The organism is Streptomyces sp. NPDC051636 (assembly GCF_044453765.1).
GTDB lineage: Bacteria > Actinomycetota > Actinomycetes > Streptomycetales > Streptomycetaceae > Streptomyces.
Genome location: NZ_JBITDA010000003.1, coordinates 50333 through 69016 on the forward strand (window position 1 = coordinate 50333; position 18684 = coordinate 69016).

Consider the following 18684-nt stretch of genomic DNA (forward strand, 5'->3'; position numbering starts at 1 on the left):
CTACCGCAGCCCGTCCGCGATCTCCCGCAGCGCCCGCACGGACCGCTGCTGGAGTCCCGGCCCGAACGTGACCCGGGTGGCCCCGAGTCCGCCGAGCTCGGCGGGCGAGGGGCCCTCGCCGTCCAGCCGGGCCGCCATGTTGACCGGCCCCTGGATCCCGGACCGCAGCAGCGGCAGCACGGCGGCCGGGGCGAAGATCGGGTACACGCAGTCGACGCCCGCGGCGACGTACAGCGCGGCCCGCTCGATGGCCCGCGCGGGATCCGTGACCCCGCGTGCGAAGGTGTCGATACGGGCGTTGACGAACAGCTCGTCGGCCGCCGCCGAGCGCACCTCGGCGAGCCAGTCGGCATGCCGGCGCGGGTCCTTGAGGACGCCCCCGCTGGAGTCCTCGAGGTTGCAGCCCACGGCCCCCGCCTCCAGCAGCCGTTCCACCAGCTCCTTCGGCGCGAGCCCGTACCCGCCCTCGACGTCCGCCGACACCGGTACGTCCACCGCCCGCGTGATGCGCGCCACCGCGGCGAACATCTCCTCGGCCGGGACCTCCCCGTCCGCGTACCCGAGGGATGCGGCGATCCCCGCGCTGGGCGTGGCGAGCGCCGGGAAGCCGGCCTCCTCGAAGACCCGCGCGCTCGCCGCGTCCCAGGGGCCGGGCAGGACGAGGGGGTCGCCCTGGGCGCGCCGCCGGTGCAGGGACCGGAAGACATCCACTTTCCTCACGGCTGGTAACCCCCCGGCGGGACACGGCGGCTGACCATGCCCCGGTTCCAGCTGTTGATGACGGTGATCAGACCGACGAGATGGGCGAGTTCGGCCTGGTCGAAGTGCTTGGCCGCCTGCTCGTACACCGCGTCCGGCACGAACCCTCCCGCGGACTTCGTCCGGGAGGTGCCCCCAGTCAGCACGGTCACCGCCTCCGTCAGCGCCGGGGCCGCCCGCTCCCGCTCGCTGTAGAGGTCCTCCGCCTCCTCCCAGGCGTTCAGCAACTGGATGCGGTCCTCCGACTCCCCGTTCCCGCGGGCCACCTGGAGGTGCATGTCGAGGCAGAAGGCGCAGTGGTCGATCTGCGAGGCGCGGATCATGACCAGTTCGGCGAGGACCGGGTCGCCGAGCCCCTTCTTCGCGGCCGCGCTGAGCGCGGACATGGCCTGACCGACCTCGCGGTCCAGCAGCTTGGTACGGCTCACTTGTGCTGCCCCGGTTGGTAGTGGCCCGGGACCATACGGGTCGTCACCCCGATCCGGTTCCACGCGTTGATCACCGTGATGGCGGCGATCAGCTGTGCCAGCTCCGCCTCCTCGAACTGCTCGGCGGCCTTCTCGTACACCTCGTCCGGCACGAACCCGTCCGTCAGCACGGTGACCGCCTCGGTCAGCTCGATCGCCGCGAGCTCCTTCCGCGTGTAGCAGTGCCGCGACTCCTCCCACGCGTTGAGCTGCACGATCCGCTCGACGCTCTCGCCGGCCGCGAGGGCGTCCTTGGTGTGCATGTCGAGGCAGAACGCGCAGTGGTTGATCTGCGAGGCGCGGATCTTCACCAGCTCGTACAGCCTGGGGTCCAGGCCCTGCCGGGCGGCGGTGTCCAGCCGGACCATCGCCTGGTAGACCTCGGGGGCGTGCTGGGCGAAGCGCAGGCGGGGGGTGTGTTCGGGCGCGTACTCGACGGTTTCCTCTGTGATCATGTCTTCGACCCTAGGAGCCGGGCAGCCCAGGAGTATGGTCCATTTCCATGGCGGAAACCTGGGCCACTTTGGGCGTCGACCTGCACTTGGAACCGGCCCGCTCGGGCGGTCTGCGCCGGGGCCTGACCGACGCTCTGCGGGACGCCGTCCGCACCGGCCGCCTGGCCCCCGGCACCCGGCTGCCGTCCTCCCGAACCCTCGCCGCCGACCTGGGCATCGCCCGCAACACGGTCGCCGACGCCTACGCCGACCTGGTCGCCGAGGGCTGGCTCACCGCCCGGCAGGGCTCGGGCACGCGGGTGGCGGCGCGGGCGGTCATCCCGCCGGCCGGCGCGGCACTCCACCGCGGCGAACCCCGCCGGCCGGCCTACAACCTCATCCCCGGGACCCCCGACGTCGCCGCCTTCCCCCGCGCCGAGTGGCTCAAGGCCGCCCGCCGCGCCCTGACCGCCGCCCCCAGCGACGCCCTCGACTACGGCGATCCCCGTGGCCGCCCCGAGCTGCGCACCGCCCTCGCCGGCTACCTCTCGCGCTCCCGGGGCGTACGCGCCGACCCCGACGCCATCGTCGTCTGCGCCGGCTTCTCGCACGGGCTGCGGATCCTCGGCACGGTACTGCGGGCACGCGGCGTACGGACGGTGGCGGTGGAGTCGTACGGCCTCGACGTGCACTGGCAGCTGCTGACCGACGCCGGACTGACCACGTGCCCCCTGCCGTACGACGAACTGGGCACCGACACCCGCGAGCCGGCGCCGGCCGGGGCCGTGCTGCTCACCCCCGCCCACCAGTTCCCGACGGGCGTGGCGCTGCACCCGGACCGGCGGGCCGCCGTCGTGGACTGGGCGCGGCGCACCGGCGGACTGGTCCTGGAGGACGACTACGACGGCGAGTTCCGCTACGACCGCCAGCCGGTCGGCGCCCTCCAGGGACTCGACCCCGACCACGTCGTCTACCTGGGCACCGCCAGCAAATCCCTCGCGCCCGGTCTCCGGCTGGCCTGGATGGTGGTGCCGCCGGCGCTGACGGCTCAGGTCGCGGCGGCCAAGGGGGGTGTCGACACCTGCGGGGTACTGGACCAGCTGACCCTCGCCGAGTTCCTCGCCTCCGGCGCCTACGACCGCCACGTCCGCTCCTCCCGCCTGCGCTACCGGCGCCGCCGGGACGCCCTGGTGGCCGAGCTCGCGAGGCGGGCCCCCTCGGTCCACGCCACCGGCATCGCGGCGGGCCTGCACGTGGTGCTGCGGCTGTCGCCGGGCACCGAACAGGCGGCGCTGCGGGCGGCGGCCTGGCACGGGCTGGCGGTGCACGGCCTGCACCGCTACCGGCACCCGGAGTCGACCGCCGAGCGGCGGGACGCGCTGGTCGTGGGGTACGGGACACCGCCGGACCACGCGTGGTCGGGGGCGCTGGACGCGTTGTGCGCGGCGCTGCCCGAATAATCGCGCCGCCGTTTCCGCGGCCCAGGACGCGAAGGCCGAACCCGAACTCCTGGAACCGACGGTGACGGGATTACCGGTCACGCCGTCTGCTCACTCCGGCGCGTTTCACACGGCGACGAACCACAGCGGTCCGGCGGCTGTCACCCCACCTCCGCCGGCGCCTCCCCGAACCGGGCCAGTGCCAGCGCCCCCGCCACCGCGACGAGGAACCCCAGCACCGCGAGCCACGCCAGCCCGTCCCGCGTACGGTCGCCGAGCCAGACCACGCCCACGGCCGCCGGGCCGATCGTCTCCCCGATCACCATCCCGGCGGTGGCCGTGGTCACCGAGCCCCGCTGGAGGGCCGAGGTGAGCAGGAGGAACGCGGCGCCCCCGCCCAGCAGCAGGGCGTACGCCGACGGGTTGGCGAGCAGGCCGGACGGCCGGAGCGAGTCGATCAGCCGGACCGTCACCTCCACCACCCCGAACCCGAACCCGGCCCCCAGCCCCAGCAGCAGCGCCCGCCCGCGCTCCGGCAACCGCCCGCCGACCGCGCCCAGCAGCAACACGCCCACCGCGGTCCCGAACATCGCCCACCTCAGCGCGGCGGACCCGCCCCGGTCGCCCTCCGTCCCCGAGGCCAGCCCCAGCATCGCCAGCCCTCCGCACACCACCGCCACCGCGCCCCACTCGGCCCCGCTGAGCCGCACCCGAAGCAGCCGCGCCGCGACCACCGCCGTGACCGCCAGACTGGCGGCCAGCGCCGCGCCCACCGCGTAGATCGGCACCGACCGCAACGCCGCGACCTGCAACAGGAACCCCAGCCCGTCCAGTGCCAGACCGGCCAGATACCGCCACTGCCGCAGGGCCCGCAGCAGCAGCGCCGCGTCCCCACCGCCACCCCCGTCCGTGCCCGCCGCCCGCGCGGCCACCGCCTGCCACACCGTCGCGGTACCGAAGCAGACCGCCGCGCCGAGGGCGCACACCATTCCAAACAGCACGAAGTGACTCTAGGGGAACGGCAGATCCCCGGCCCCCTGCACGGTCGTTCGCACCGATCTCTAGGCTGACCGGACAGCGACAACAACCGGACACCAACGGGGGATACACGAACATGGCCACCGCACGCCGGCCACTGCGCTCCACCACCGTCGTCCTCGGCGGTATGGGCCTCCTCGCCGCAGCCCTCGCCGCCTGCTCCTCCGAGCCGGACAAGCGCTGCGTCGACCGCGACAGCTACAACCTCGCCAAGGGCTACAAGGTCGTCTCCGACAAGAACTGCAAGTCCACCTCCGTCAAGAGCTCTGTGAACGGCGCCTGGTACTACGGCGGCAAGAAGAAGAGCGGCTGGGTCGACGGCGGCTCTTTCACCAAGCCCAGCAAGGGCTCCGGCTCCTCGGACGACGACGACAGCCACGGCACCGGTGTCCACCGCGGCGGCTTCGGCGGCGGCAAGGGCAGCTCCGGCGGCTGAACCAGGACCCGTATCCCGCCATGGAACGCCACACGATCGCCCCCCGCCCCGGCTGGCAGCAGACCGTCGAGGAACAGGGCCTGATCTATCCCCTCACCCGCCACCCCGACGGCTCCCTCCGCCCGTACTGGGACGAGAGCGCCTACTACGCCTTCACCCTCGGCGAGGTCGAGGCCCTGGAGGAGGTCGTCGAGGAACTGCACCGCATGTGCCTGGCGGCGGCCGGCCACATCGTCACCGCCGGCCGCTTCGCCGACCTCGGCATCACCGACCCGCGCGTGGCCCGGGCGGTCGCCGAGGCCTGGCACCGCCGCGCCGAACTCCCCTCCGTGTACGGCCGCTTCGACCTCCGCTACGACGGCACCGGCCCGGCGAAGCTCCTGGAGTACAACGCCGACACCCCCACGTCCCTGGTCGAGGCCGCCTCACCCCAGTGGTTCTGGATGGAGGACCGCTTCCCCGGCGCCGACCAGTGGAACTCCCTCCACGAACGCCTCGTCGCCGCCTGGCGGAAGCAGTCCGCGCTCCTCCCGCCCGGCAGCCCCCTGTACTTCGGGCACTCCTCCGCCGACGAACTCGGCGAGGACCTGATGACGGTCGCCTACCTGAAGGAGACCGCCGAACAAGCCGGCCTGGACACCGACTGGATCTCCATGGAGGAGATCGGCTGGGACACCCTCTCCGGCCGCTTCGTCGACAACAACCTCCGCTTCCTCCGCAGCATCTTCAAGCTCTACCCCTGGGAATGGCTCACCACCGACCGCTTCGCCGGCCACGTCCTGGACACCCTCGACAACGGCGGCGGCACGGGTACGACGATGTGGATCGAGCCCGCCTGGAAGATGCTCCTGAGCAACAAGGCCCTCCTGGCGATCCTCTGGGAGCTGTACCCGGGACACCCGAACCTGCTCCCCGCGTACCTGGACGGCCCGCGCGAGCTGACGGTGACGTCCGGCTACGTGGCCAAGCCGCTCCTCGGCCGCGAGGGCGAGGGCGTGACGGTCCACGAGCCGGGCACTGCCGCCGCCGTCCGCGAAGAGCCCTGTTGCTACCAGCAGCTTGCCCCCCTCCCCGCCTTCGACGGCAACCACGTCGTCCTCGGCGCGTGGGTCGTCGAGGGCGAGTCGGCGGGCCTCGGCATCCGCGAGTCCTCCGGCCTCATCACGGACGAGTACGCCCGCTTCCTGCCCCACGTGATCCTTTAGAGCCCGAGCACGCCCCTGAGCCGGTCCAGCCCCCAGTCCAGGTCCTCCTCGGAGATGACGAGGGGCGGCGCGATCCGGATCGTGGACCCGTGGGTGTCCTTCACCAGCACACCCCGGTCCATCAGCTTCTCGGAGATCGCCCGCCCGGTGCCGTACGCCGGATGGACGTCCACCCCCGCCCACAGCCCCCGCCCCCGCACCGCCGTCACCCGGCCCGTCCCGGTCAGCGCGCCCAGCTCCCGGTGCAGACGCTCGCCCAGCTCCGCCGCCCGCGCCTGGTACTCGCCCGATCGCAGCATCGCGATCACCTCCAGCGCCACCGCGCAGGCCAGCGGATTCCCGCCGAACGTCGACCCGTGCTCACCCGGCCGGAACACCCCGAGCACCTCCGCGCTCGACACCACCGCCGACACCGGCACGATCCCGCCGCCCAGCGCCTTCCCCAGCACGTACACGTCCGGTACGACCCCCTCGTGCTCGCACGCGAACGTCCGCCCGGTCCGGCCCAGCCCCGACTGGACCTCGTCCGCCACGAACAGCACGTTCCGCTGCCGGGTCAGCTCCCGCACCGCCGGCAGGTAACCGGCCGGCGGCACGATCACCCCCGACTCGCCCTGGACCGGCTCCAGCAGCACCGCGACCGTGTTCTCGGTCACCGCCGCCCGCAGCGCGGTCAGGTCGCCGTACGGCACGATCTCGAAGCCGGGCGTGTACGGCCCGAAGTCGGCCCGCGCCTCCGGATCCGTGGAGAAGCTGATCACCGTCGTCGTACGCCCGTGGAAGTTGCCCCCCGCCACCACGACCTTCGCCATCTCCGCGGGCACCCCCTTCACCCGGTACCCCCACTTGCGGGCCGTCTTCACCGCGGTCTCCACCGCCTCCACGCCCGTGTTCATCGGCAGCACCATCTCCATGCCGCACAGCTCGGCCAGCTGCTCGCAGAACGCGGCGAACCGGTCGTGATGGAAGGCCCGGGACGTCAGCGTCACCCGTTCCAGCTGCCGCTTGGCCGCCTCGACCAGCCGCCGGTTGCCGTGCCCGAAGTTCAGCGCGGAGTACCCGGCCAGCAGATCGAGATACCGCCGCCCCTCCACATCCGTCATCCAGGCGCCCTCCGCCGTGGCGATCACCACCGGCAGCGGATGGTAGGTGTGCGCGCTGTGCGCGTCGGCGGCGGCGATGAGGTCGTCCGTGGCGGTCAAGGCAGCTCCCGAAGGTGAGGGTCGACCCCCCTGCGATCACCCCCCTTGCCCATCTTCTCCTCGCTCGCATGGTGGACGCGGGAACGGCGCCGCCGGACCCGCCCGGTAGGCTGATCAGCGGGCCGTGACTGGCGCGCTGGGATGGGATGGACCATCAGGGAGCGGTCCGGGAACCAGCGAGTGCCGTGCGCCTGGGCCGAACCGTGAACGCCGATCGTCACCCGTCCGGAGGTCCCCGTGTCCGAGCCGTTGTCCACCGAGTCCACCGCCTTCCGCGCCGCCCTCGACGTGATCCGCGCCGTCGAACCGCGCGTCGCCGACGCCATCGGCCAGGAGGTGGCCGACCAGCGCGAGATGCTCAAGCTGATCGCCTCCGAGAACTACGCCTCCCCGGCCACGCTCCTGGCCATGGGCAACTGGTTCAGCGACAAGTACGCCGAGGGCACGATCGGCCGCCGCTTCTACGCGGGCTGCCGCAACGTCGACACGGTGGAGTCGCTGGCCGCCGAGCACGCCCGCGAGCTCTTCGGCGCCCGCCACGCCTACGTCCAGCCGCACTCCGGCATCGACGCCAACCTCGTCGCCTTCTGGGCAGTGCTCGCGGACCGCGTGGAGGTCCCCTTCCTCGAGAAGACGGGCGTCCGCCAGGTCAACGACCTCTCCGAGGCGGACTGGGCCGAGCTGCGCCAGGCCTTCGGCAACCAGCGCATGCTCGGCATGTCCCTGGACGCGGGCGGCCACCTCACCCACGGCTTCCGCCCCAACATCTCCGGCAAGATGTTCGACCAGCGCTCCTACGGCACCGACCCGGCGACGGGCCTGATCGACTACGACGCCCTGCGCACCCAGGCCCGCGACTTCAAGCCCCTGATCATCGTCGCGGGCTACTCGGCCTACCCACGCCTGGTGAACTTCCGCATCATGCGGGAGATCGCCGACGAGGTCGGCGCCACGCTCATGGTCGACATGGCCCACTTCGCGGGCCTGGTCGCCGGCAAGGTCCTCACCGGCGACTTCGACCCGGTCCCGCACGCCCAGATCGTCACGACCACCACCCACAAGTCCCTGCGCGGCCCCCGCGGCGGCATGGTCCTGTGCGACGACTCCCTCAAGGACCAGGTGGACCGCGGCTGCCCGATGGTCCTCGGCGGCCCGCTCCCGCACGTCATGGCTGCCAAGGCGGTGGCCCTGGCCGAGGCCCGGCAGCCCGCCTTCCAGGACTACGCCCAGCGGATCGTGGACAACTCCCGCGCCCTGGCCGAGGGCTTGATGCGGCGCGGCGCCACCCTCGTCACCGGGGGCACGGACAACCACCTCAACCTGATCGACGTCGCCACCTCCTACGGCCTCACCGGCCGCCAGGCCGAGGCGGCCCTCCTCGACTCGGGCATCGTCACCAACCGCAACGCCATCCCCGCCGACCCCAACGGCGCCTGGTACACCTCCGGCATCCGCGTCGGCACCCCCGCGCTCACCACCCGCGGCCTGGGTACGGCGGAGATGGACGAGGTGGCGGGCCTGATCGACCGGGTCCTGACCACCACCGAGCCGGGCACCACCAAGTCGGGCGCCCCCTCCAAGGCCGCCCATGTCCTGGATGCGAAGGTGGCGGAGGAGATCTCCCAGCGGGCAACGGACCTGGTGGCGGGCTTCCCGCTGTACCCGGAGATCGACCTCGGCTGACGCCCGGTCCTGACGGGAGCGGCCTTCCGAGGCGCTCCCGTCAAAGCGGTCCCCAACACCTGAGAGAATGGTGGGCATGGCCTCTGATCGACCCCGCGTGCTCTCCGGAATCCAGCCCACCGCAGGCTCGTTCCACCTCGGCAACTACCTCGGCGCCGTCCGCCAGTGGGTGGCCCTGCAGGAGAGCCACGACGCGTTCTACATGGTCGTCGACCTGCACGCGATCACGGTCCCGCAGGACCCGAAGGAGCTGCGCACCAACACCCGGCTGGCCGCCGCCCAGCTGCTGGCCGCCGGGCTCGACCCGGACCGCTGCACGCTCTTCGTCCAGAGCCACGTCCCCGAGCACACCCAGCTCGGCTGGGTCATGAACTGCCTCACCGGCTTCGGCGAGGCCTCCCGCATGACCCAGTTCAAGGACAAGGCCGCCCGGCAGGGCGCCGACCGCGCCTCCGTCGGCCTGTTCACGTACCCCGTCCTGCAGGTCGCCGACATCCTGCTGTACCAGGCCCACGAGGTCCCCGTCGGCGAGGACCAGCGTCAGCACGTCGAGCTCACCCGTGATCTCGCCGAACGCTTCAACGGCCGGTTCGGCCAGACCTTCACCGTCCCGAAGCCGTACATCCTCAAGGAGACGGCGAAGATCTACGACCTCCAGGACCCGACCGTCAAGATGAGCAAGTCGGCATCCACGCCGAAGGGCCTCATCAACCTCCTGGACGAGCCGAAGACCACCGCAAAGAAGATCAAGAGCGCTGTCACGGACACGGACACCGTGATCCGCTACGACGCCGAGAACAAGCCCGGCGTGAGCAATCTGCTCACCATCTATGCGACGCTCACCGGGGCGGGCATCACCGAACTGGAAGAGAAGTACGAGGGCAAGGGCTACGGCGCGCTCAAGACGGACCTCGCCGAGGTGATGGTCGAGTTCGTGACGCCGTTCCGGGAGCGGACCCAGCAGTACCTGGACGACCCCGAGACGCTCGACTCGATCCTGGCCAAGGGCGCGGAGAAGGCGCGTGCCGTGGCCGCGGAGACCCTCGCCCAGGCGTACGAGCGGGTGGGCTTCCTCCCCGCGAAGCACTGAGAAGCGCCAAGAAGCGCTGAGAAGCGCTGAGAAGGGCTGATTGGGCGCCGACATCACCGAGGCGTACGACCGCACACATGTGCCCTGGGCAGAGCGCTGTACATCACTTCTCTTGCGCCTGCCCACAGCACACCCGTGGCCGTACAGTCGATAGCCGGACGGCTGTGCACGTACCGGACGAGAACGAAACAGAGCGACGACAGGAGACGACGTGGGGACCGTAACGATCGGCGTGTCGATCGCGGTCCCGGAGCCCCACGGCAGCCTGCTCCAGGAGCGGCGCGCGGGCTTCGGCGACGCCGCGGCTCTTGGAATCCCCACGCATGTCACCCTGCTGCCACCGACCGAGGTGGACGACGCCGACCTGCCGGCCGTCGAGGCGCACCTGACCGAGGTGGCCGCGGCCGGCCGGTCGTTCCCGATGCGGTTGTCCGGCACCGGCACCTTCCGGCCCCTGTCCCCGGTGGTCTACGTGCGGGTCGTCGAGGGCGCCGAGGCCTGCGCGTGGCTGCAGAAGCAGATCCGCGACCCCTCCGGTCCCATGGCGCGCGAGCTGCAGTTCCCGTACCACCCGCACGTCACGGTGGCGCACGGCATCGACGACGCGGCGATGGACCGTGCCTTCGAGGAGCTCGCCGACTACGAGGCCGCGTGGCCATGCACCGGCTTCGCGCTCTACGAGCAGGGTGCCGACGGCGTGTGGCGGAAGCTGCGGGAGTTCGCCTTCGCCGGCGGCGCGGCCGTGGTGCCCCAGCAGGCCGCCCCCGTGGACCGGGGCACGATCCCCAGCCGGTAGCCGGTCACAGCGCGACAGGCCCTAGATCGGCAGGCGGCGGAACACCGTCCGCGGTACATGCCGCAGCGCCGACATCACCAGCCGCAGCGCCCCCGGCACCCACACCGTCTCCGACCGCCGCCGCAGCCCGAGCTCGATGGCCGTGGCGACGGCCTCCGGCGTGGTGGCCAGGGGCGTCTCGTCCAGGCCGGCGGTCATCCTCGTGCGGACGAATCCGGGGCGTACGACCATGACGTGCACGCCGGTGCCGTGCAGCGCGTCGCCGAGGCCCTGGGCGAAGGCGTCGAGGCCGGCCTTGCTGGAGCCGTAGATGAAGTTGGAGCGGCGGGCCCGCTCGCCGGCGACCGAGGAGAGCACCACCAGGGAGCCGTGCCCCTGGGTCTGGAGCGCGCGGGCGCTGACCAGACCCGCCGACACCGCGCCGGTGTAGTTGGTCTGGGCGACCTTGACCGCGCTGACCGGTTGCCGCTCGTCGCTGGCCTGGTCGCCGAGGATGCCGAAGGCCAGCAGCACCATGTCGATGTCGCCCTCGGCGAAGACCTTGCCGAGCACGGTCTCGTGGGACTCGGGGTCGAGGGCGTCGAAGGCGACGGTGCGGACCTCCGCACCCAGGGCGCGCAGACCTTCGGCCGCCCGGTCCAGGGCGGGGGACGGTCGGCCCGCCAGCCACACGGTGCGGGTGCGGCGGGTGATCAGCCGGCGTGCGGTGGCCAGCGCGATCTCGGACGTACCGCCGAGAACGAGCAGGGACTGGGGGATTCCGAATGCGTCCTTCACGACAACTCCTAGAGGTTGAGCCGACGGGATAGGTCCGACGTGAAGACCCCGTTCGGGTCCAGCTCCGCGCGCAGTGCCCGGAAAGCGTCGAGCCGTGGGTACATCGCGGCGAGCAGGTCCGGACGCAGCCGGGAGTCCTTGGCGAGGTAGACGCGCCCGCCGGCGGCGGCCACCTCCTCGTCGAGCTCGTCCAGGAAGGCGGCGAGGCCCGGCAGCCCGGCCGGGATGTCGAGGGCGAGCGTCCAGCCGGGCACGGGGAAGGACAGCCAGCCCGGGTCGGCGTCCCCGAAGCGCTTGAGGACGGCGAGGAAGGACGGGCACCGGCGCTCGGATACGCGGTGCACGATGCGGCGCAGGGTGTCCTCGTGGCCGTACCCGACGACGAACTGGTACTGGACGAAGCCGGCGCGGCCGTAGATCCGGTTCCAGTGGGGGACGCCGTCGAGGGGGTGGAAGAAGGCGGAGATGCGGTGGAGCTCGCCGGCCCGCGCGCGTGGCGCCTTCCGGTACCAGATTTCGTTGAACAATCCGACGGAGGTGCGGCTGAGGACCCCCTCGGGAACGAGGGCGGGGCCGAGGGCAGGGACGGCCGGGCCCTGCCGGGGGCGGAAGGCCAGCGGGTGCCGCCACGCGCGCGTGCCCGTGCCGAGCGCCTCCAGGGGGGCGTGGTCGCCGCGGGTGAGCACCGCGCGGCCGGTCGCGGCGCCCCGGGCGAGGAGGTCGATCCAGGCGACCGAGTAGCGGTAGCGGTGGTCGGTGGCGGTCAGACGGGCCATCAGGTCGTCGAGGTCGGCGGCGCGCTCGGTGTCGACGGACATGTACGACGTCTCGACCGGCAGCAGCCGCAGGGTGGCCGTCAGGATCACCCCGGTCAGGCCCATGCCGCCGGCGGTCGCGTCGAACAGGGGCGTGCCCGGGCGCACCGTGCGGATCCCGCCGTCGGCGGTGAGCAGCTCCAGGGACAGCACATGCCGGGAGAAGGAGCCGGAGACATGGTGGTTCTTGCCGTGGATGTCGGCGCCGATGGCCCCGCCGACGGTCACGTGGCGGGTGCCCGGCGTCACCGGGACGAACCAGCCGAGCGGCAGCAGCACCTCCATCAGCCGCTGCAGGGAGACGCCCGCGTCGCACAGTACGGTGCCGCCGTCGGCGTCGATGGCGTGGACGCGGTCCAGGCCGGTCATGTCGAGCACGGCACCGCCGGCGTTCTGCGCCGCGTCCCCGTACGCCCGTCCCAGGCCCCGCGCGATGCCGCCGCGGGCCCCGCAGGTGCGGACGGCGGTCGCGGCCTCCTCGTAGGTTCGCGGGCGGATCAGCCGCGCGGCGGTGGGGGCGGTACGGCCCCAACCCGTGACGGAAACGGTGTCTCCAGACATGTCGGCGACCGTATCGCCCCTATGCGGAAGAGTAGTTAAGAAACATCACCTTCCTCCCCGAAATGGGTGATTAATGGGATGTCGCCCAATATTGCCGTAATTCAAGCGGTGCGGGCAGGGACAGTGGGTCCACATGGACGACATGGATCACGACCTGGACCACCGGATCCTTTCCGCATTCCACGCCCGTGGCGCCGATCCGCGCGTGGCGTCCGCCGCCCGTGGCTTGTCCCTGGCCGGTGAGCACGGCGCGCTGTGGCTCGCGGCGGGCTTCGCCGGAGCCGCCGTGGACGGCGCGCGGCGCGGCTCCTGGTTGCGGGGTACGGCGCTCGTCGCGGGTGCGCACCTGGCCAGCATGGGCGTGAAGCGGCTCGTGCGCCGTGCGCGCCCCACGCATGTCGAGCCCCTGGTGCGCACCGCCGGCCGGCACTCCTTCCCCAGCTCCCACGCCGCCTCCGCCGCGGCCGCCGCCGTCGCCTTCGGAGCCCTCGGGGCTTCCGGGGCGTACGCGGTGCCGCCGCTCGCTGTCGCCATGTGCGTGTCCCGCCTGGTCGCCGGCGTCCACTACCCCTCGGACGTGGCGGCGGGCGCGGCTCTGGGGGCGCTGACGGCCCGTGCGGGAACACGCTGGATGAGAGGGAGCGCCCATGGCTGAGATCGCGCTCCTGGAGCACCGCCCACCGAGCGGGCAATCCCCGCCCCCGCGCAGGCGCGCTCTCCTGGGCGGCCTGCTGAGGGCCGCCCGCCCCAGACAATGGATCAAGAACATCCTGGTCCTCGCCGCCCCGGCCGCCGCCGGACGGCTCTTCTCCCGGCACGCGCTCACCCAGGTCTGCCTGGTCTTCGTCCTCTTCACCGCCTGTGCCGCCGCCGTCTACCTGATCAACGACGCCCGGGACGCCGAGGCCGACCGCGCCCACCCCACCAAGTGCCGCCGCCCGGTCGCCGCCGGACAGGTCCCCGTGCCCGTCGCCTACGCCACCGGAGCGGCGCTGGCCGTGCTCACGCCGGCCGCCGCCGTCTGGCTGGCCTCGCCGGCCGTCGCCGCCCTGCTGACGGCGTACCTCGGCATGCAGCTGGCGTACTGCGTCAGCCTCAAGCACGTACTCGTCGTGGACCTCGCCGTCGTCACCACCGGCTTCCTGGCGCGCGCGGTGATCGGCGGGGTCGCGCTCGGCATCCCGCTGTCCCGCTGGTTCCTGATCACCACCGGCTTCGGGGCGCTGTTCATGGTGTCGGCCAAGCGTTACTCCGAAGCCGTCCAGATGACCGGGCAGGCGGGCGCCACGCGTGCGTTGCTCACCGAGTACACCACCGGCTACCTGCGCTTCGTCTGGCAGCTGGCGGCCGGCGTCGCGGTCCTCGCCTACTGCATGTGGGCCCTGGAGGAGGGCGGCGTGCCGCACGCGAGCGTGCTGCCCTGGCGGCAGCTGTCCATGATCGCCTTCATCCTCGCGATCCTCCGCTACGCCGTCTTCGCCGACCGCGGCACCGCCGGCGAGCCCGAGGACGTGGTCCTGCGCGACCGCGCCCTGGCCCTGATCGGCGCGGCCTGGCTCGCCATGTACGGCCTGGCGGTGGCCGATTGGTGACCCCGTTGCGGCGCGGCGAGCTGCTGGGCTTCGCCACCGTGGGGCTCGTCGCCTACGCCACCGACCTGGCCCTCTTCACCTGCCTGCGCGGCCCCGCCGCCTGGGACCCGCTCACCGCCAAGTCCCTCTCCTTCGCGGCCGGCTGCACGGTCGCGTACGCCGGCAACGCACTCGGCACCTACCGCCACACCCGGCCCAAGGGCCTGCGCCCGTACGCCGCCTTCGTCGCCGTGAACCTCGTCGGGGCCCTCGTCCAGTTGCTCTGCCTCACCGTCAGCCACTACGGCCTCGGCCTCACCTCGCAGCGGGCCGACACCGTCTCCGGCGCCGGAATCGGCATGGCGCTGGCCACACTTCTGCGCTTCTGGGGTATCCGCACATTGGTGTTCCGAGACGAGGGCAGAGTCGGATCATGGACTGGCTGAAGAGGCTCCCCGGCATCGGGCCGGCCGTCGCACGCCTGATGCTCACGCACGCGTGGCGGTCGTACGAGCGTCTGGACCGGGTCAAGTGGACGCGGCTGGCCGCCGCCATGACCTTCGTCAGCTTCGTCGCGCTGTTCCCGCTGCTGACGGTGTCCGCCGCGATCGCCGCCGCCACGCTCAGCCGGTCCCGGCAGAGCAACGTCGAGAAGAAGATCGCCGAGCAGTTCCCCGGCATATCCGACCAGCTCGACATCAGCTCGCTGGCCCAGAACGCCGGCACCGTCGGGGGCATCGCCGGCGCCGTCCTGCTCCTCACCGGCATCGGCTGGGTCGGGCAGGTACGGGACTGCCTGCGCGCGGTGTGGGAGCTGTCCGACGGCGAGGAGAACCCCTTCCTGCGCAAGGCCAAGGACGCCGGGATCCTGCTCGGACTCGGCGGCGCGCTGCTGGTCACGCTCGCCGCATCCACCGTCGCCTCGGCGGCGGTCGGCTGGGTGGCCCGCGGCCTCGGCCTCGACGAGCACGGCTGGGGCAGCGCGCTGCTGCGCGTCGTCGCGTTCGCCGTCGCCGTGCTCGCCGACTTCCTGGTCCTGCTGTACGTCCTGACCCTGCTGCCCGGCGTCGAACCGCACCGCCACCGCCTGTTCGTCGCGGCGCTGACCGGCGCGGTCGGCTTCGAACTGCTGAAACTGCTGCTCAGCGGCTACATCCAGGGGGTCGCCTCGAAGAGCATGTACGGCGCGTTCGGCGTCCCCGTGGCCCTGCTGCTGTGGATCAACTTCACGTCGAAACTGGTGCTGTTCTGCGCCTCCTGGACGGCGACGCAGAGCAAGGAGATCGAACTCAGGGACGAGTCCGGCGACGCACCAGATCCGGCAAGGGCCACCGGCGGTTGACGAGGAACGCCCCGCCGCCCAGCAGCACCAGCAGTCCGCCGGCGACCGCCAGGGCGATGCCGACGCCGCTCCCACCGCCGCCGGAAGGGGCGGCGGCCACCGGCTTCGACGACGAACCGCCGGTGCCCGCACCGCCCGCCTGTCCGGCCGACGCCGTCGCGCCGGGCTGCGCGCTCGACTGGCCGGCGCTCTTCGGCGGCACCAGCTCGCCGACCGGCTGGACCTTGCCGGCCGCCTTGAAGCCCCAGTCGAAGAGCCGCGCGGTCTCCTTGTAGACCTCGTTGTGCTCGTGCTTCTCCGGGTTCATGACGGTGACCAGCAGGACATGGCCGTCGCGTTCGGCGACACCCGTGAAGGTGGCGCCCGCGTTGCTGGTATTGCCGTTCTTCACGCCCGCGATGCCCTGGTAGACGGGGACGTCGGTGTCGCCGCTGAGCAGCCGGTTGGTGTTCCGGATCGCGCTGGAGCCGAACTTCGCCTTCACGGTCGAGCAGTAGTCGCGGAAGTCCTTCTTCTGCAGTCCGGAGCGGGCGACCAGCGTCAGGTCGTACGCCGACGACACCTGTTCCGGCTCGTCGTAGCCGTCGGGGCTGACCACGTGCGTGTCGAGGGCCTGGAGGTCGTCGGCGTGCGCCTGCATGTCCTTGACGGTCCGCCCGACGCCGCCGTTCATCGCGGACAGCACGTGCACGGCGTCGTTGCCGGAGCGCAGGAAGACGCCGAGCCACAGGTCGTGGACGGTGTAGGTCTGGTTCTCCTTTATGCCGACCACGCTGGAGCCGACACCCATGCCCGCCAGGTCGGACGGCACCACCTTGTGCTCGGTCGTCTTCGGGAAGCGCGGCAGCACCGTGTCGGCGAACAGCATCTTCAGCGTGCTCGCCGGGGGCAGCCGCCAGTGCGCGTTGTGCGCGGCCAGCACCTCACCGGACTCGGCGTCGGCGACGATCCAGGAGCGTGCGGTGACGTCCTTGGGCAGCACGGGGACACCGCCGCTCAGGTTGACCTGCGTGCCGGGCGCGCCCAGGCGGGTGCCGCCGACCGTCGACATGTGCGCCGGGGGTGTGGCCGACGGGCTCGTCGAGGGGGTCGGGGCGGCGACGGCGGCGGGTGCGGCGAGGGCGGCGGACAGCAGGGCGGTGGAAATGACCAGCAAGGATCGCCTGACGGTCTTCGTGGGTGCGGGCACGACCGGAAACGTACCCGGCACGGGCCGCGAAGTCCCAACACCGGTGGCTCCGCTCCCACCCCGGACGCGGAACCGGACGGCCGATGGCGATACTGAACGTATGAAGCTCAGCCGCCCGGTCTCCTGGTTCCTGCTCGCCTTCGGGGTGTGGAGCTGGGGCATCTGGGTCACTTTCGTCAAGAATCTCGTCAAGGACAGCAGCGGTCTCGCCTTCGACGACGGGCACCCGACGGCGTACTTCTGGGTGCACCTGACGCTGGCGGTCGTCTCCTTCGTATTGGGGACGGTCATCGGGGTCATCGGGTTGCGCGGACTGCGCGCACTGCGCCGGACGTCATAGCGGGCGATCGCGGGGGGACACAGCAGGGTGATCATCGTCTTCGTACTCGTGGGGTTGGCCGTCCTGGCCGTCGTGGCGGGCCTGCACTGGTACGTCTGGCGCCGCCTGGTCCGCGACACGACGGCGGGCCCCGGCGCGGCGCGCCGCGCCGGTACGGCGGTGTTCGTCGCCGGGCCCGTCCTGGTGATCGCGGCCCTGGTCACCGAACGCGCCGGCGCCCCCTTCTGGCTCCAGCGGGTGCTGGCGTGGCCCGGCTTCCTGTGGATGGCCCTGGCGCTCTACCTTCTGCTGGCGGTGGCGGCGGGGGAGGCGGTACGGCCCCTGCTGCTGCGGCGGCTGCTGCGGCGGGCGCGAACCACCCCGACCCCGGCGGCCGTACCGGCGAGGGCGGCAGCGGTCCGGGCGGCCGTACCGGCACCGGCACCGGAGCAGGCGGAGGCGCCCGAGGCTGCGGAGGAGCCCGAGGAGCCCGAGGAGCCCGCCCAGGCACCCCCGTTCGCGCCCTCCCGCCGCCTCTTCGTCTCCCGGGTCGTCGCCGGGGCGGCCGCCACCGCCGCCGTGGCGACCGTCGGGTACGGCACGTACGGGGTCCTGCGCGGTCCCCGGGTGAAGCGCGTCACCGTCCCCCTGGCCAAACTGCCGCGTGCCGCGCACGGTTTCCGGATCGCCGTCGTCAGCGACATCCACCTGGGTCCGGTCCTCGGCAGAGGCTTCGCGCAGAAGGTGGTCGACACCGTCAACGGCACGCGGCCCGACCTCATCGCGGTGGTCGGGGACCTGGTGGACGGGAGCGTGAGGGACCTGGGGCCGGCGGCGGCGCCGCTGGCGGGGCTGCGGGCCCGGCACGGGGCGTACTTCGTCACCGGGAACCACGAGTACTTCTCCGGGGCCGAGCAGTGGGTCGAGGAGGTACGGCACCTGGGGCTGCGCCCGCTGGAGAACGCCCGTACCGAGCTGCCGTACTTCGACCTGGCGGGGGTGAACGACGTCCAGGGCGAGAGCGAGGGGCAGGGGCCGGATTTCGGCAAGGCGCTCGGCGACCGGGACACGGCACGCGCGTGCGTGCTGCTCGCCCACCAGCCGGTGCAGATCCACGAGGCCGTCCGGTACGGCGTCGACCTCCAGCTCTCCGGTCACACCCACGGCGGCCAGCTCTGGCCGGGCAACCTCATCGCGGAGGCCGCCAACCCGACCGTCGCCGGACTGGAGCGCTACGGCGACACCCAGCTGTACGTCAGCAGGGGCGCGGGCGCCTGGGGCCCGCCCACACGCGTGGGCGCGCCCTCGGACGTCACGGTGATCGAGCTGGCGTCACCGTCACTGTGAACGGGCCCCGAAGCCGGGCGAGGGTCAGCAGTTCGTCGACGAGCCGGCCCATGCGGTCGGCGCCGGCGTTCATCCGGTCCCAGGCCCGCTCCCGCTCGGCGGGCTCGCTGAGCATCCCCTTGTCGTACAGCTGCAGGTAACCGCGTATCGCGGCGAGGGGCGTTGAGTTGAGGGCCGGCCGGGCGCCGGGCGTCCCGTTCGAACCGCTTCACCC

The 18684-nt window shown here is 72.4% G+C and carries 20 protein-coding genes, 1 pseudogene and 1 riboswitch; of the genes and pseudogenes, 12 read left to right on the top strand and 9 right to left on the bottom strand.

Going from position 1 to position 18684, the window contains the following annotated elements; genetic code table 11:
* The 3 genes from ACIBBH_RS07175 to ACIBBH_RS07185 are packed head-to-tail and all read right to left on the bottom strand — an operon-like array spanning window position 1 to window position 1681.
* The gene (locus tag ACIBBH_RS07175; protein WP_399402822.1) at window positions 1–720 is read right to left on the bottom strand and encodes an isocitrate lyase/phosphoenolpyruvate mutase family protein; all 720 of its coding nucleotides are present in this window, start codon (window positions 718–720) and stop codon (window positions 1–3) included.
* The gene (locus tag ACIBBH_RS07180; protein WP_399402823.1) at window positions 717–1187 is read right to left on the bottom strand and encodes a carboxymuconolactone decarboxylase family protein; all 471 of its coding nucleotides are present in this window, start codon (window positions 1185–1187) and stop codon (window positions 717–719) included. The genes ACIBBH_RS07175 and ACIBBH_RS07180 overlap by 4 nt, the downstream gene beginning before the upstream one ends.
* Entirely contained in the window at window positions 1184–1681 is a 498-nt protein-coding gene (locus ACIBBH_RS07185; protein WP_399402825.1) for a carboxymuconolactone decarboxylase family protein, read from the bottom strand. Before ACIBBH_RS07185 ends, ACIBBH_RS07180 begins: the two co-directional genes overlap by 4 nt.
* A 47-nt stretch (window positions 1682–1728) precedes the next feature.
* Between ACIBBH_RS07185 and ACIBBH_RS07190 the strand changes: the two genes are divergently transcribed.
* A complete protein-coding gene (locus tag ACIBBH_RS07190) occupies window positions 1729–3120 on the top strand; it encodes a PLP-dependent aminotransferase family protein (protein WP_399402827.1) in 1392 nt (463 codons plus the stop codon).
* A gap of 140 nt (window positions 3121–3260) precedes the next feature.
* Here the strand turns inward: ACIBBH_RS07190 and ACIBBH_RS07195 are convergent, their stop codons facing one another.
* Window positions 3261–4088, bottom strand: coding sequence for a hypothetical protein (locus ACIBBH_RS07195; protein WP_399403629.1), 828 nt, complete (start codon window positions 4086–4088; stop codon window positions 3261–3263).
* A gap of 125 nt (window positions 4089–4213) precedes the next feature.
* Here ACIBBH_RS07195 and ACIBBH_RS07200 point away from each other — a divergent pair, with 125 nt between their 5' ends.
* Complete coding sequence (locus tag ACIBBH_RS07200) at window positions 4214–4573, top strand: hypothetical protein (protein WP_399402829.1); 360 nt, start codon at window positions 4214–4216, stop codon at window positions 4571–4573.
* 20 nt (window positions 4574–4593) lie between these two features.
* Window positions 4594–5778 (top strand): glutathionylspermidine synthase family protein, encoded by a 1185-nt coding sequence (locus ACIBBH_RS07205; protein ID WP_399402831.1) that lies wholly within the window; start codon window positions 4594–4596, stop codon window positions 5776–5778.
* Here the strand turns inward: ACIBBH_RS07205 and rocD are convergent.
* Window positions 5775–6980: an ornithine--oxo-acid transaminase gene (rocD, locus tag ACIBBH_RS07210; protein WP_399402833.1), complete on the bottom strand. Its 1206-nt coding sequence runs from the start codon at window positions 6978–6980 to the stop codon at window positions 5775–5777. The two genes, ACIBBH_RS07205 and rocD, sit on opposite strands and share 4 nt — an antisense overlap.
* A 114-nt stretch (window positions 6981–7094) precedes the next feature.
* A riboswitch (ZMP/ZTP riboswitch) is annotated at window positions 7095–7184 on the top strand.
* A gap of 33 nt (window positions 7185–7217) precedes the next feature.
* Between rocD and ACIBBH_RS07215 the strand changes: the two genes are divergently transcribed.
* The 3 genes from ACIBBH_RS07215 (at window position 7218) to ACIBBH_RS07225 (ending at window position 10549) form a co-directional block, all read left to right on the top strand.
* Window positions 7218–8663, top strand: coding sequence for a glycine hydroxymethyltransferase (locus ACIBBH_RS07215; RefSeq protein ID WP_399402835.1), 1446 nt, complete (start codon window positions 7218–7220; stop codon window positions 8661–8663).
* Between the two features lie 76 nt (window positions 8664–8739).
* On the top strand, window positions 8740–9753 hold the full coding sequence (gene trpS, locus ACIBBH_RS07220; RefSeq protein ID WP_399402837.1) for a tryptophan--tRNA ligase: 1014 nt from the start codon (window positions 8740–8742) through the stop codon (window positions 9751–9753).
* A gap of 211 nt (window positions 9754–9964) precedes the next feature.
* Window positions 9965–10549, top strand: a complete 585-nt coding sequence (locus tag ACIBBH_RS07225) for a 2'-5' RNA ligase family protein (protein WP_399402839.1) — start codon at window positions 9965–9967, stop codon at window positions 10547–10549.
* Window positions 10550–10570: 21 nt separating this feature from the next.
* Here ACIBBH_RS07225 and ACIBBH_RS07230 read toward each other — a convergent pair whose 3' ends face one another.
* Window positions 10571–11326, bottom strand: coding sequence for a decaprenylphospho-beta-D-erythro-pentofuranosid-2-ulose 2-reductase (locus tag ACIBBH_RS07230; RefSeq protein ID WP_399402841.1), 756 nt, complete (start codon window positions 11324–11326; stop codon window positions 10571–10573).
* An 8-nt stretch (window positions 11327–11334) separates the two neighbouring features.
* A complete protein-coding gene (locus tag ACIBBH_RS07235) occupies window positions 11335–12702 on the bottom strand; it encodes an FAD-binding protein (protein WP_399402843.1) in 1368 nt (455 codons plus the stop codon).
* A 133-nt stretch (window positions 12703–12835) separates the two neighbouring features.
* Here ACIBBH_RS07235 and ACIBBH_RS07240 point away from each other — a divergent pair, with 133 nt between their 5' ends.
* From ACIBBH_RS07240 to ACIBBH_RS07255, 4 genes are read left to right on the top strand one after another with little or no spacing between them, the layout of a single operon-like run.
* Window positions 12836–13357, top strand: coding sequence for a phosphatase PAP2 family protein (locus tag ACIBBH_RS07240; protein WP_399402845.1), 522 nt, complete (start codon window positions 12836–12838; stop codon window positions 13355–13357).
* On the top strand, window positions 13350–14294 hold the full coding sequence (locus ACIBBH_RS07245) for a decaprenyl-phosphate phosphoribosyltransferase (protein ID WP_399402847.1): 945 nt from the start codon (window positions 13350–13352) through the stop codon (window positions 14292–14294). The genes ACIBBH_RS07240 and ACIBBH_RS07245 overlap by 8 nt, the downstream gene beginning before the upstream one ends.
* Window positions 14288–14719, top strand: a complete 432-nt coding sequence (locus ACIBBH_RS07250) for a GtrA family protein (RefSeq protein WP_399402849.1) — start codon at window positions 14288–14290, stop codon at window positions 14717–14719. The genes ACIBBH_RS07245 and ACIBBH_RS07250 overlap by 7 nt, the downstream gene beginning before the upstream one ends.
* The gene (locus ACIBBH_RS07255; protein ID WP_399402851.1) at window positions 14707–15615 is read left to right on the top strand and encodes a YihY/virulence factor BrkB family protein; all 909 of its coding nucleotides are present in this window, start codon (window positions 14707–14709) and stop codon (window positions 15613–15615) included. The genes ACIBBH_RS07250 and ACIBBH_RS07255 overlap by 13 nt, the downstream gene beginning before the upstream one ends.
* Here ACIBBH_RS07255 and ACIBBH_RS07260 read toward each other — a convergent pair.
* Window positions 15563–16804, bottom strand: coding sequence for a D-alanyl-D-alanine carboxypeptidase family protein (locus ACIBBH_RS07260; protein ID WP_399402853.1), 1242 nt, complete (start codon window positions 16802–16804; stop codon window positions 15563–15565). The two genes, ACIBBH_RS07255 and ACIBBH_RS07260, sit on opposite strands and share 53 nt — an antisense overlap.
* Window positions 16805–16904: 100 nt before the next feature.
* On the opposite strand from ACIBBH_RS07260, the gene ACIBBH_RS07265 reads away from it, so the two are divergent.
* Together ACIBBH_RS07265 and ACIBBH_RS07270 are read left to right on the top strand one after the other, a co-directional pair.
* Window positions 16905–17144, top strand: coding sequence for an SCO4848 family membrane protein (locus tag ACIBBH_RS07265; RefSeq protein ID WP_399402855.1), 240 nt, complete (start codon window positions 16905–16907; stop codon window positions 17142–17144).
* Window positions 17145–17171: 27 nt separating this feature from the next.
* Window positions 17172–18470: a metallophosphoesterase gene (locus tag ACIBBH_RS07270; RefSeq protein ID WP_399402857.1), complete on the top strand. Its 1299-nt coding sequence runs from the start codon at window positions 17172–17174 to the stop codon at window positions 18468–18470.
* Window positions 18471–18480: 10 nt separating this feature from the next.
* On the opposite strand, the pseudogene ACIBBH_RS07275 reads toward ACIBBH_RS07270, so the two are convergent.
* Window positions 18481–18633 (bottom strand): annotated as a pseudogene (locus tag ACIBBH_RS07275) (histidine kinase dimerization/phospho-acceptor domain-containing protein); the annotation flags it as partial.
* Window positions 18634–18684 lie beyond the last annotated feature (51 nt).